14 protein-coding genes are annotated in these 13,601 nt (G+C 37.6%); 13 read left to right on the top strand and 1 reads right to left on the bottom strand.

All coding sequences use genetic code 11. From position 1 onward, the window contains the following. Positions 1 to 99 precede the first annotated feature (99 nt). On the top strand, positions 100 to 1,107 hold the full coding sequence (locus tag G440_RS0112985; RefSeq protein WP_026451706.1) for a 3-oxoacyl-ACP synthase III family protein: 1,008 nt from the start codon (positions 100 to 102) through the stop codon (positions 1,105 to 1,107). A gap of 761 nt (positions 1,108 to 1,868) precedes the next feature. After that, positions 1,869 to 2,228 carry a CoA-binding protein gene (locus tag G440_RS0112980; RefSeq protein ID WP_026451705.1) on the top strand — a complete coding sequence of 120 codons (360 nt, stop codon included), beginning with the start codon at positions 1,869 to 1,871 and terminating at the stop codon, positions 2,226 to 2,228. On the opposite strand, the gene G440_RS0112975 is transcribed toward G440_RS0112980, so the two are convergent. Further along, positions 2,199 to 3,644 (bottom strand): sodium:solute symporter, encoded by a 1,446-nt coding sequence (locus G440_RS0112975; protein ID WP_026451704.1) that lies wholly within the window; start codon positions 3,642 to 3,644, stop codon positions 2,199 to 2,201. The two genes, G440_RS0112980 and G440_RS0112975, sit on opposite strands and share 30 nt — an antisense overlap. 131 nt (positions 3,645 to 3,775) lie before the next feature. Between G440_RS0112975 and G440_RS0112970 the strand changes: the two genes are divergently transcribed. The 11 genes from G440_RS0112970 (at position 3,776) to G440_RS20995 (ending at position 13,469) form a co-directional block, all read left to right on the top strand. Further along, positions 3,776 to 6,268, top strand: coding sequence for a VPS10 domain-containing protein (locus G440_RS0112970; protein ID WP_084426775.1), 2,493 nt, complete (start codon positions 3,776 to 3,778; stop codon positions 6,266 to 6,268). 142 nt (positions 6,269 to 6,410) lie between these two features. After that, positions 6,411 to 7,031, top strand: coding sequence for a recombination mediator RecR (gene recR, locus G440_RS0112965; RefSeq protein ID WP_026451702.1), 621 nt, complete (start codon positions 6,411 to 6,413; stop codon positions 7,029 to 7,031). Positions 7,032 to 7,112: 81 nt separating this feature from the next. Next, positions 7,113 to 8,234 carry a glycosyltransferase family 2 protein gene (locus G440_RS0112960; RefSeq protein WP_026451701.1) on the top strand — a complete coding sequence of 374 codons (1,122 nt, stop codon included), beginning with the start codon at positions 7,113 to 7,115 and terminating at the stop codon, positions 8,232 to 8,234. A gap of 96 nt (positions 8,235 to 8,330) precedes the next feature. Beyond that, entirely contained in the window at positions 8,331 to 9,650 is a 1,320-nt protein-coding gene (locus G440_RS0112950) for a dihydrolipoamide acetyltransferase family protein (protein ID WP_026451700.1), read from the top strand. Between the two features lie 112 nt (positions 9,651 to 9,762). Beyond that, positions 9,763 to 10,536: a 3'-5' exonuclease gene (locus G440_RS0112945; RefSeq protein ID WP_026451699.1), complete on the top strand. Its 774-nt coding sequence runs from the start codon at positions 9,763 to 9,765 to the stop codon at positions 10,534 to 10,536. A 7-nt stretch (positions 10,537 to 10,543) separates the two neighbouring features. Then, positions 10,544 to 11,155 (top strand): fumarylacetoacetate hydrolase family protein, encoded by a 612-nt coding sequence (locus tag G440_RS0112940; protein WP_026451698.1) that lies wholly within the window; start codon positions 10,544 to 10,546, stop codon positions 11,153 to 11,155. Between the two features lies 1 nt (position 11,156). Next, positions 11,157 to 11,498 (top strand): Hpt domain-containing protein, encoded by a 342-nt coding sequence (locus tag G440_RS0112935; protein WP_026451697.1) that lies wholly within the window; start codon positions 11,157 to 11,159, stop codon positions 11,496 to 11,498. 2 nt (positions 11,499 to 11,500) lie between these two features. After that, positions 11,501 to 12,748 carry a competence/damage-inducible protein A gene (locus G440_RS0112930; RefSeq protein ID WP_026451696.1) on the top strand — a complete coding sequence of 416 codons (1,248 nt, stop codon included), beginning with the start codon at positions 11,501 to 11,503 and terminating at the stop codon, positions 12,746 to 12,748. Positions 12,749 to 12,825: 77 nt separating this feature from the next. After that, entirely contained in the window at positions 12,826 to 13,065 is a 240-nt protein-coding gene (gene rpmB / locus G440_RS0112925) for a 50S ribosomal protein L28 (RefSeq protein ID WP_026451695.1), read from the top strand. Positions 13,066 to 13,092: 27 nt separating this feature from the next. After that, entirely contained in the window at positions 13,093 to 13,275 is a 183-nt protein-coding gene (gene rpmG, locus G440_RS0112920; protein ID WP_026451694.1) for a 50S ribosomal protein L33, read from the top strand. A 41-nt stretch (positions 13,276 to 13,316) separates the two neighbouring features. Then, complete coding sequence (locus G440_RS20995; protein WP_084426772.1) at positions 13,317 to 13,469, top strand: DUF4295 domain-containing protein; 153 nt, start codon at positions 13,317 to 13,319, stop codon at positions 13,467 to 13,469. Positions 13,470 to 13,601: the final 132 nt, after the last annotated feature.

Below are 13,601 nucleotides of genomic sequence, written 5' to 3'. Positions count from 1 at the left end.
CATCTTCAATTCCTATGCACGCATACTATATAAACTTCAATTTGTTTCCTTTAATACAGTATATACTTATCTTTCCACTCTCTATAAAAATTCAAATACATGTACACTTCAAAAATTACTGGGCTGGGATATTATGTGCCCGAAAACGTGGTTACCAATGATGATCTTTCCAAATTAATGGATACCAACGATGCTTGGATTCAAGAACGCACAGGGATTCAAGAGCGCAGGCATATAAAGAAGGGTGATGGCAATTCTACTTCGGTGATGGGTGTAAAAGCCGCAACCCTTGCTTTGGAACGCGCCAATCTGGTGCCAAATGATATCGATATGATTGTGTTTGCCACGCTGAGTCCAGACATGTATTTTCCCGGAGGCGGCGTAGAAGTACAGGAAATGATGGGTATGCGCACCATTCCAGCATTGGATGTTCGCAACCAATGTAGTGGATTTGTATATGCTATTTCAGTTGCCGACCAATTTATAAAAACGGGAATGTATAAAAACGTTTTGGTAATTGGTAGCGAAAACCATAGTGGCGGCTTGGATTTTTCAACCCGTGGACGCAGTGTTTCTGTAATTTTTGGCGATGGTGCTGGGGCGGCGGTTTTGTCAAGAAACGAAGCAGGAAAGGGTGGAATTCTTTCAACCCATCTCCACAGTGAAGGAAAGCATAAAGACGAACTTGCATTAAAAGGCCCAAGCACTGGCCATTGGGTGCCACAAATTATAGCAGAAAATCCGCAAGAAGATATACCTTATTATCCAGTGATGAATGGACAGTTTGTTTTTAAACACGCCATCGTTCGTTTCTCCGAAGTTATTGAAGAAGGATTACAAGCCAATAACCTTGAAGTAAAAGATATTGATATGTTTATTCCACATCAGGCGAATCTTCGTATTTCACAATTTATTCAACACAAATTAAAATTGACCGATGACCAGGTTTTTAATAATATCCAGAAATACGGAAATACAACGGCAGCTTCTATCCCGATTGCATTAACTGAAGCTTGGGAAGCAGGAAAAATAAAAGAAGGCGATTTGGTGGTTTTGGCCGCTTTTGGAAGTGGATTTACTTGGGGAAGTGTAATTATTAGGTGGTAGAGCTTCGATACAATCCCGATGTTATCGGGATCACCTTCCTACGGGAGGCAGGCTCAGCTACCATTTGAGCTTCGGTCACTTTAAGATATGCCTGTTGACAATCTTAAGTCACTCAGCTACCTTTGAGAAGGAGTTTTAAAAATACTTTGTTTAATGCTTTTATACCTAACAACTACTTGGGGAGAAATCTTCATTTAATTACCTTACTCCTAAAGGATGAAATGAAGATTTCTTTAATTTTCCTTTAGGGTTAAGGGTAAAAAATTAAAGAAATCTGAACTTCGAAAAGCATCATAAGAATAATATTTATATTGAAAAAAGTCTTTCAGCAAAACTGAAAGACTTTTATGTTACCTAAAATAAGGTATAATTCGTTAAAAGGCTAATTCAAACGGGCCTGCCAGACGGCAGGTAAATTATATAATAAAGTTTTAGGTATTTTTATATTAGACGAGGTACGGGGGAGATAGTTTCACTATAACTCATCGTTTAACAGAAGAATAACATTGTGGCTGCTGTATAAAAAACAAACCCGAAGCGAATGCCTCGGGTTTGAATCTTTACCGCAATTATTAACACTAACCATCAACGTAAAACCATCACGATAAAGAATAATATTTTTAAACCAAATACTGCTTTACTTGCCAATGTTATTATATAGACGGAGAAAAAGGTATAATGTTTCATCGCACTTATCTTTTTAACTAAGATTTGTGAATTCTTCGGAAGTAGTATTGTATTTTTCCTAAAAACTATTAAAAATGAAGAAGACTTTAGTACTTGGCGCCAGCCTTAATCCCAGTAGATATTCCAATCTTGCAATCAATCGTTTGGTAAATCACGATCATCCTGTTGAAGCTGTAGGCTTAAAAAAAGGAGAAGTTGCTGGAGTTTCTATTTCCACAGAAAAGGAGGATTTCGACAATATAAATACAGTAACGCTTTATTTAAATCCGAAGCGACAGGTTGAATATTACGACTATATAGTTTCGCTAAAACCCAAACGTGTCATCTTTAATCCGGGTACTGAAAATCCAGATTTCTATAAAATCCTTAAAGAAAACAATATCGACTCTGAAGTTGCCTGCACCTTAGTTCTTTTGGGCACGAATCAATATTAGACCTAAAAAGGTAAGTGCTCCGTTTAGTATTAAAATAAAAAATCCGAATTCAAAATTAAAATATGCTTCACATAGGTAGCTTATTCCATATCCTAAAAAAGGGGTTGCGATGGCAATGGCCGGAACAAATTTATCTTTTACGTTCCATTTTGTAAAAAGTCCGTAAGCGTATAGTCCTAAAAGTGGACCGTATGTATAACCTGCAAAGACGAATAGCTTTGAGATTACTGATTCATCAGCAATCACATATTTAAATATTATAATTACTAAAATCAACAGTAGGGAAAGCAATATATGAATTCGCTTGCGTATGCGAACCTGCTTTTTTTCGTCATATTTTTTCTCGATCTCCAAAATGTCGATACTAAACGAAGTGGTTAATGCGGTTAATGCGCTATCGGCGCTGCTATATGCGGCAGCTATTAAACCTAAAAAGAATAAGATCGCTACTCCAATTCCAAATTCATTGTTGGCAGCCAAGGTTGGGAAAAGCTGATCTTTATGTGCGTCTATACCATTTTGTTGGGCATAAACGGTCAATAACAGTCCCAGCACCAAAAAGACAAAATTTACGATTGTCAAAACAATGGTAAACCAAAACATGTTTTTTTGTGCGTCCTTCAGATTGCGACAGGTAAGGTTTTTTTGCATCATATCTTGATCCAACCCTGTCATAACAATCGCTATAAAAGCTCCACTTATAAACTGTTTAACAAAATGATCTCCCGATTTCCAATCGTCAAAGAAGAAAATTTGGCTCATATCGCTATCTGCAATAAAATTAAAAAGATTGCTTCCCGACAATCCTAAATCAGTAGAAACATAATATACCGCTACTCCCACTGCAACTAGCATAAAGAGTGTTTGGAGGGTATCTGTCCACACAATGGTTTTTATTCCGCTTTTAAAAGTATATAGCCAAATCAGTAAGATAGTGATGGTTACCGTTACCCAAAAAGGGATGTTCATATCGTCAAAAATCAGGCTTTGAAGAACAATCGCCACCAGATATAATCTGAAACTGGCACCTATAACTCTGGAAATCAGAAAAAATGAAGCTCCGGTTTTATAGGAAGCTTTTCCAAACCTTTCATCTAAATAGGTATATATTGAAGTTAAGTTTAGACGGTAATAAAGCGGAAGAAGGACGGTGCCAATCACGGCGTATCCCACTGTATAGCCAAGAACAACCTGAAAATAACTAAAACTTGAAGCTTCTACCCATCCAGGAACTGAAATAAATGTGACTCCACTTAACGAAGCGCCAATCATCCCAAAAGCCACTAAATACCAAGGAGATTGTTTGCCGGCCTTAAAGAAATCGGCATTGCTTCCACCTCTATTGGTTAAAAAGGAAATTAGTATTAATGCTAAAAAATAACCAGCAATTAACAATAGAATGTGCAGTGACTCCATATATTTTGAACTTCAACAATTAAGAATTCGACTGGGTAAAAATACAAAGTTTGGTTTCTCCACCCTGTTTATTTTTAATACATTTGGTGCTTTCAACCTAATAATCGTATAACTCCCTAAAAATTAAAAAGATGCGTTTTAAATTACTACTACTTGTTGCCTTTGTTTTTGGTTCCTTTTCAGGACAATCGCAGACACGAGAATATCTTCAAATGATCGATGTTGGAACTTATAAGGTCCAAGAGGTTATTGATAATGCCGAAGCTTACTTTGACGGTAAGGACAAAGGTCGCGGAACCGGTTATAAACAATTTAAGAGATGGGAGTACAACGCTCTCAGAATGGTAGAGCCTGATGGATATCTTCCCACAACCGAAGAGCGTTTAAATGAACTTGAGCGTTGGAACGCACATTTAAACACTACCGCACAAAACAGAGTTACTCTTAACGACAATTGGGAAGAACTAGGCCCGACATCGTGGAGTGCCACTTCAGGATGGAATCCAGGAGTTGGTAGGATTACGGGACTCTCTATTGAGCAAAGTAACACAGACCATATGATTGTTGGAGCTAACACAGGTGGGGTATGGAAAACTACCGATGGTGCTCAAACTTGGACTCCATTGAATGATTATTTCTCTAATCTTTCGGTATATTCCGTAACTATTGATCCTACAAATGCCGATACGTACTTTTTTGGCTCTAGAAGTGGTAAAATATTTAAATCGACTGATGCTGGTGCAACTTGGAATCTATTGGGAACAGCCGGAAATAGCGTTGTAAATAAAATTGTTGTAAATCCTGCAAATCCAGATATGATCTTCGCTACATCCGAAAATGCGGGTATTTATAAATCTATGGACGCTGGTGTAACTTGGGCAAAAATTAATTCCGATAGCAGAGGCTATGATGTTGAGTTTATGCCTGGTGATCTCTCAGTGGTGTATGCCTCAGGAAGTGGCTTTCATAAATCTATAGATGGCGGTGCAACCTTTACAACAATTGGAGGTTTTGGATCCGGTTCGAAAATGATCGGGGTTTCTGAAGCTGATGCCAGTGTGGTATATGTTCTTGAAGCTTCCAACGGTAGGTTTGGTGGTTTTTATTCTTCGGATGATTCTGGAGATAGCTTTACCAAATTGAACCATGTTGGGAAAAATTATTTTGGCTACAGCACTACTGCTAATGATAACAATGGTCAAGCTCCGCGGGATATGGCAATTGCGGTAAACCCTACGGACATTAATGAAGTGCATATTGCGGGTATTCTTACTTGGAGATCTATGAACGGCGGTACAAGTTTTACTTGTACTGCAGATTGGATTCCTGGAAGCGCCGCTTCTCAAAATATTGGGTATTGTCACGCCGATGTTGACGACCTTATGTTCCAAGGAACATCGCTTTTCGCTATAACGGATGGTGGTATTTTTAAGGCTGCCGATACAGGGAACCTAACGGCTGATTATTACGAAGATCTTACCAATGGGTTGGGAATTCGTCAATTTTATAAAATTGGCGTTTCACAAACTCCCGACGTAATTATTTCTGGAGGAGCTCAGGACAATGGAACATCATTTTATACAGAAGCAACTGGCTGGAAAGATTGGTTGGGTGCAGATGGAATGGAATCATTTATAGACAAGTCAAACCCTGATATACTTTACGGAACAAGTCAATACGGATCGCTGTACCGATCTATGAACGGTGGAACTACATATATTAATTTGAATTTGCCAGGAAGCGGCTCTGGAAACTGGGTTACCCCTTTTGAACAAGATCCCGTTCTTGAAAGTACCATCTATGTTGGTTATAATTATGTGTATAAATCTGGCAATCGCGGTGGAAGCTGGGTTCCAATTTCACAGAACTTTGTTGGAAACTTAGATAACTTAAAAATTGCTCCATCAAATAATGAAGTAATGTATGCTTCGCGAGGAGCATTTATGTATAAAACTGATGATGGCGGCGCAACAGATTGGGAGCAACTGCCTTCCCCTGGTGGCTCTATTAACTCTATCGCAATTCATCCTACAAATCCAAATAAAGTAGCCGTAGCAGTTAATGGTGCGAGCCGCGTTGCCGTTTCTGAAGATGGCGGTGCTACTTGGATAAGCTATAAAAAGAACCTTCCTAATTTTAGCTCTTTGGCTGTAATTTGGGATGACAATGGTAAAGATGGACTTTATTTGGGAATGGATTATGGAATTTTCTATATCGACAATACTTTTACAGATTGGCAGCCATTTAATAACTTATTGCCAAATGTAATGGTGAATGAATTTGATATCAACAAATCAACGAATACGCTTTATGCGGGCACGTATGGAAGAGGTCTTTGGGCATCACCGTTGGTAGAAGGTACCGCTGGAATTAATGATGTACTTTCTGGAAACGTTAGTATTTATCCAAATCCAGCAACATCAGAAATCACTATCGCCTTGCCAAAAGCCATAAACGCTGAAATAAGAATTTTCGATATTAGCGGAAAACTTCTTGTATTTGAAGCCCAAGCTCTAATAAACACTAAGCATAGCGTTAATGTTTCATCGCTTTCATCTGGTGCATATTTTGTGCGTATCAATAGTGAAGAAGGCACAGTGACCAAAAAACTTCTTGTAAATTAATCTAACCGCTGACATCTAAAAGAGGAGAAATAACATCTGCTTTTTACTCTCTTTTGGCTGAGGTACAAAACGAAATAGAATGCTTCAGGAAAAATCTCTTTTTCTGAAGCATTTTTTTTATCTTGGCAGCAAGAATTATGCTATGGAATTTTCTTCAAAACTTCTTGAAAATGCGGTAAATGAAATCTCCCAACTTCCCGGAATCGGAAAGCGGACGGCGCTAAGATTGGCATTACATTTACTGAAACAACCCAAGGAACAATCACAAAAATTAGCTGCAAGTTTGGTGAAAATGCGAGAGGAGATCAACTTTTGTGCAAACTGTAATAATATTAGCGATACAAAACTTTGCGAGATATGTGCTAATCCACATCGTGACTCACAGTTGGTGTGTGTTGTTGAAGATATTCGCGATGTTATGGCTATTGAAAACACCAGCCAGTATCGCGGGCACTATCACGTTTTGGGAGGTAAAATATCGCCAATGGACGGTATTGGTCCAGGGGATCTCAGCATTCCGTCTCTTGTTGAAAAAGTAAAAACTGGCTCCATCAATGAACTCATTTTTGCGCTTAGCTCAACGATGGAAGGAGATACCACCAACTTTTATATCTATAAACAGATAGAACCCTACAAAATAATAACTACTACTATTGCTCGCGGAATCTCAGTGGGCGATGAATTGGAATATGCAGATGAGGTTACTCTGGGAAGAAGTATCTTGCACCGAATTCCTTTTGAATCTTCATTAAAAAGTACTTAACATAGTTCATTTTATAAATTTTAAACTAAAAATCTTACCTACCTGCTGAACAGGTATTTATTTCTAAAATTCCATTTACTGATGAAGCTCTCCGTTGTTATCCTTAATTATAATGTGCGTTATTTTCTGGAACAGTGCATTCTTTCTGTTCAGAAAGCAATCGAAAACATAGACGCAGAAATTATTATTATAGATAATGACTCTAAAGATGATAGTTGCGAAATGATAAGAGCGCAATTTCCAAAGCTCACTTTAATTGAAAATAAAGTAAATGTCGGGTTTAGCAAGGCGAATAATCAAGCAGTCGAGGTTGCGAAAGGAGAATACCTTTGTATTTTAAATCCAGATACTGCTGTTGCTGAAGACACCTTTACTCAAGCTATTAAATATTATGAAAGTGTTGAAAACATTGGAGCTCTGGGGGTTTATCTAATGGATGGAACGGGGAATTTTCTCCCTGAAAGTAAAAGAAATCTCCCCACACCTAAAGTCTCCTTATTGAAACTTACGGGCTTTCATAAAAAATATTATGCCAGTCATTTATCTGAAACATCCCAAGGAGAAGCCGAAGTTTTAGTGGGCGCGTTTATGCTTTTAAAAAGGAGTATATACGAAGAAGTAGGCGGTTTTGACGAAGATTATTTTATGTACGGTGAAGATATAGACCTTTCTTATAAAATAACCAAAGCAGGTTATAAAAATCATTATTTGGGAAGCACAACCGTGCTTCATTATAAAGGCGAAAGCACCCAAAAGAACGATGCCTATTTTGAACGGTTTTACGGAGCAATGCAAATTTTTTATAAGAAACATTTTAATAAAAATATATTGTTGGAAGGCTCTGTTAACGCTGGAGTTGCCTTGGCCAAAAAAGCACGAAGGTTTTCTTCCGAAGAAAAATTGATTTCTTCGCCAAAAACGGAAAGGAGTTACTTTTTCACCGAAAATATTGAACTGCTCGAAAAGCTTTCAGCTGCTACTTCAACGGTGTTTCAGATGGCTTCAAAACACGTACATTCACAAGTTGTGCTCAGCAATAGTTTATTGGTTTTCGATGCTGAGTATATTTCTTATGAGGAAATATTCATATTAATGAAACAACTAAAAGACAAAGACAACCTTTTCCGTATTAGACCTTTCGGTTGTAATTTCATCATTGGAAGCGACCAAAGTGACGAAAAGGGTGGGGTTATTGTATTTTAAGAAATTTGAAACACTAAACGAACAAATTTTAACTAATTTTGCAGCGTTAAAAAAACAGGCTTTGTATGCCTATAAATTCGACATTGAAATTATATTATGGCAAAATTTGAATTGAAACTACCCAAAATGGGCGAAAGTGTAGCAGAAGCAACACTTACAAACTGGTTAAAAGAAGTGGGCGATACCATTGAGGTCGATGAGGCTGTATTGGAAATTGCTACTGATAAAGTGGATAGTGAAGTGCCCAGCGAGGTGGATGGTGTATTGGTTGAAAAGCTTTTCAACATTGATGATGTAGTGCAAGTGGGGCAAACCATCGCCATTATTGAAACAGAAGGTGGAAGCGACGATAGTCCAAAACTAGAAACAAAAGCTGCTGAAACGGATAAGGCTGCATCGGCCGGAGTCAAAGAAGTTGAGGCTCAGGTTGAAATGGCAAAACAAACAGTCCAAACCCCAATTGAAAACACAGGAGACCGCTTTTATTCTCCGTTGGTTAAAAATATTGCTTCACAAGAGAATATTTCACAGTCTGAACTCGATGGTATTTCAGGTACAGGAAAAGATGGACGCGTTACCAAAAACGATATTTTGGGCTACGTAGACAATCGTTCTTCTGGAAAATCAGAAGCTCCTACACCTAAAACCGTAGTTGAAGCTAAAAATCCTGAAACCGCAAAAGCGAAACCAGCAGTTTCAGTTGGGGGCGAAGACGAAATTATAGAAATGACCAGAATGGGCAAACTTATTGCGCATCATATGGTTGAAAGTACCCAAACTTCTGCCCACGTTCAGTCTTTTGTTGAGTGTGACGTTACAAATGTGTGGAATTGGAGAAATAAAGTAAAATCAGGTTTTGCCAAAAGAGAAGGGGAAAGCTTAACCTTTACCCCAATATTTATGGAAGCTGTGGCAAAAGCCCTTAAAGACTTCCCAATGATGAATATTGCAGTTGATGGCAACAACATTATTAAACGTAAAAATATAAATCTTGGAATGGCAGCAGCCTTGCCAGATGGCAATTTGATTGTACCGGTAATTAAAAATGCCGATCGATTAAATCTACTTGGAATGAGTAAAGCGGTGAACGACCTTGCTAGGCGAGCTCGTGAAAACAAACTTAAGCCAGACGATATTCAGGGTGGAACCTATACGGTTACAAATGTGGGAACCTTCGGCAGTATTATGGGAACACCTATAATCAATCAACCACAAGTTGGTATTTTGGCCTTGGGAGCAATTCGTAAAGTGCCTGCCGTTATTGAAACTCCGGAAGGGGATTTCATTGGAATTCGTTTTAAAATGTTCCTTTCACACAGTTATGACCACAGAGTTGTAAATGGAGCTTTAGGTGGGCAGTTTGTAAAAAGAGTGGCCGATTACCTAGAGGATTGGGATGTAAATACAGAAATTTAGATTAATTGAATTATAATAAAAAAGGGGATTTTGAATTTCAAGTCCCCTCTTTCTTTTTATATGTTTTTTCATAACTTCAACAAAAATAGCTTTGTTGGAATAAAACAGAACAATGGAACTTAACTTAAAAAAACCAATCTGCTTCTTCGATCTTGAAACCACTGGTATAAATGTGGCAAAAGACAGAATTGTGGAAATAGCCATTTTAAAAATATTTCCAAATGGCAACAAGGAAAGCCATACGTGGCGTGTAAATCCAGAAATGCCAATTCCCGCAGAAACCACCGCAATTCACGGGATTTCTGACGAGATGGTTGCTAATGAACCAACGTTTAAGGAGTTGGCGCCAAAGGTTTACGCCTTGATAAAAGACAGTGATCTTGGTGGGTTTAATTCCAATCGTTTTGATATTCCTTTGTTGGCAGAGGAACTTCTTCGGGCTGAGGTAGAATTCGATATGAAAAAAGCGCTTTCTGTTGACGTACAGACCATTTTTCACAAGATGGAAAAGCGTACTTTGGAAGCTGCGTATAAATTCTATTGTGATAAAGATTTAAAAGATGCCCATAGCGCCGCTGCTGATACCAATGCAACCTACGAAGTTTTAAAGTCGCAGTTGGATAAATATCCTGATTTACAAAACGACATGAGCTTTTTAGCTGATTTCAGTTCGCACAAGGATCACGCAGACTTTGCTGGTTTTATAAGCTATAATGAGGATGGCGTAGAGGTGTTTTCTTTCGGAAAGTATAAAGGAAAGTTAGTTACAGACATTTTGGAGAAGGATTCTGGTTATTTTGGATGGTTGTTAAATGCGGATTTTCCACTTTACACCAAACAGGTTTTAACGCGTATCCGACTTCAAAAGTTGAATACAAAATTTTAGAAGCAAGATGAAGATAATATGTATAGGTCGTAATTATGCAGATCACATCAAAGAACTTGATAGTGCTAAGCCCACAGAACCTGTTATTTTTCTAAAACCGGACACATCAATTCTGCTAAAGAAACAACCTTTTTTTATACCTGAATTTTCAAATGATGTGCATCATGAAGTTGAATTGCTGGTTCGAATTAACAAAATCGGTAAGCATATTGACCAAAAGTTCGCGCATAAATATTATGATGAAATAGGTTTGGGAATTGATTTTACGGCTAGAGATTTACAAGCAAAACTAAAAAAGGAAGGGCTGCCTTGGGAAAAGGCGAAAGCTTTTGATGGCGCAGCCGTTGTAGGAAATTTCCTAAAGAAAGAAGACTTTGACGATATAAATGATATAGATTTCAGTCTGAAACGAAACGATAAAATTGTTCAAAAAAGCAATTCTATGCTCATGATGTGGAAAATCGATGCTTTAATCGAATATGTATCAAAATATTTCACTTTGAAAATTGGTGACATTATCTTTACTGGAACTCCTGCTGGTGTAGGAAGTGTTAAGGCTAATGATATATTGACGGGGTTTATTGGTAAAACAGAAATGTTTTCCATAAAAGTAAAATAGGATGACAAAATATTATTCAAGAGAAAACCTGGAAGAAATCGCCGACGGTGATCAAGATTTTTTAAAAATCTTGGCCAGAACGTTTCTTGAGGAAATTCCACCAGATCTGCATTCTATGGATGAAGCCATCCACAATGAGAATAGAGAATTGGCATATCAATTTGCACATAAAATGAAGCCTAATATCGAAATGTTCGGTATTGATGCTCTTAAAGATATTACCAGTATCGAAACCTGGTCTAGAACAACAAAAAATAAAACCTCGGTAATTCCGCATCTTGAAAACGTGCTTGAAACATTGAATAACGTCTTCACTGAACTGAGGCAAGATTTCCAACTATAAAAATGCTTGCAGAAATTATAACCATAGGCGATGAAATTCTCATCGGCCAGATTATTGATACAAATTCAGTCTTTATTGCAAAGGAACTGAATCAAATAGGCATAAAAGTCTACCAGATTACTTCTATCCAAGATGATAAAACTCATATCTTACAAGCCTTTAAGGATGCCCAAAAACGGGTTGATCTTGTTATAGTTACTGGAGGTCTAGGTCCAACAAAGGATGATATTACTAAACAGACGTTTTGCGATTATTTTGAAGACACCTTGGTAGAAGATCAAAATGTACATGAGAATATAAAACAACTTTTTGAAAAATATCAGCTCAACAAGCCATTACCTGCCAATTTTCAGCAAGCGATGGTACCTTCAAAAGCTACCATTTTAAACAACCTTCAAGGCACCGCCCCGGGAATGTGGATGGAGAAAGACAATACTGTTTTTGTGTCCCTGCCAGGTGTGCCTTATGAAATGCGGCATTTGCTTAGAGAAGAGGTTTTGCCCAGAAGTATTGCGCGTTTTAACAGACCTTTTATTTATCATAAAACACTGTTGACCTATGGCATGGGTGAAAGTGCTATTGCAGAAAAAATAGAGGATTGGGAAAACAATTTACCCGAGCATATAAAACTTGCCTATTTACCATCTTTAGGGAAAGTTCGTTTAAGACTTTCATCCAGTGGTGAAGATGAAGCCTTGCTTAAGGAAAGTATTGATATGAGAATGGAGGTGCTTCGCGAGATGCTTTCAGATATAGCTATTGGCTTTGAAGATGAAACAAGCATTATTGGCAGAATCGCGCATATTTTAAATGAACACGAGCAAACCTTAAGTTTAGCTGAAAGTTGTACTGGCGGAGCAATTTCGGAGCATATAATCTCAGAGGCCGGAGCTTCTACTTTTTTCTTGGGTGGCATAGTGCCTTATAAAACGGAGCTAAAAACAAAGATTCTCGGCGTTCCAGAGGTGTTGATTAAGGAGCATTCCGTGGTGAGTATTGAAGTCGCGGAAAGCATGGCTATTAATTGCTGTAAACTTTTTAGTACAGATTATGCTATCGCCACTACAGGCATTGCTGGCCCTACCAAAGGTGATGGAGTAGATGAGGTAGGAACGGTATGTATTGCTATTGCTTCGCCGAAAGGGGTGATTTCAGAAAAATTTGGATTTGGAAATGACCGGTATCGTGTCATCGAAAAGACTATAAATAAGGCTTTTGAGATGCTTTTAAAAGAAATATCAAAAAACTAATTTTCTTTTGTTGTGCAACCCAAAAGAATTACTTAAATTTGCACCCTGTTTTAAAATAACTAATTAAAGTTAAAGAAATGTCAAGAGTTTGTGAACTTACCGGAAAGAAAGCGATGGTTGGAAATAACGTGTCGCACGCGATGAATAAAACCAAACGTAAGTTTGATGTAAATTTGCTAAAAAAACGTTTTTATATTCCTGAGGAAGATAAGTGGGTTACGCTGAAAGTTTCAGCTTCTGCTATTAAAGACATCAATAAAAAAGGTATTTCAGCGGTTATGAAAGAAGCTCGCGAAAAAGGCTTTTTAACTAAATAACTGCAATAATCAATAAAGTCTATTACAATGGCTAGAAAAGGAAATAGAGTACAAGTAATTTTGGAGTGCACAGAGCACAAGGAATCTGGTAAAGCTGGAACTTCTCGTTACATCACCACCAAAAATAAAAAGAATACACCGGATAGAATGGAGTTGAAAAAATTCAACCCTATTCTTAAGAAAATGACGGTTCATAAAGAGATTAAATAATATATGTTCCCACCTTCGTGGGAAATGCAAATAAGTTTATTATGGCAAAAAAATCAGTAGCATCGTTACAAACAGGTTCAAAGCGTTTAACCAAAGCAATTAAAATGGTTAAATCGCCTAAATCAGGGGCATATACATTTACTGAAGCTATCATGGCTCCAGAAATGGTAAGTGATTGGTTAAACAAGAAATAACCAACCTAAAATATTGAGATAAAGCCACTTTTTTACGAAGGTGGCTTTTCGTATTTTACTGTTTCAAGAGAATGATTTTGATAAAGTTTTAAGTTGATCCTTCTGTCTTTTAAACCACCTTTTAGGGCGATT

The sequence above is a fragment of the Aequorivita capsosiphonis DSM 23843 genome (genome assembly GCF_000429125.1).
Lineage (GTDB): Bacteria > Bacteroidota > Bacteroidia > Flavobacteriales > Flavobacteriaceae > Aequorivita > Aequorivita capsosiphonis.
Note: the sequence above shows the minus strand (reverse complement) of the source record. Positions and strands in the feature narration are given on the sequence as shown.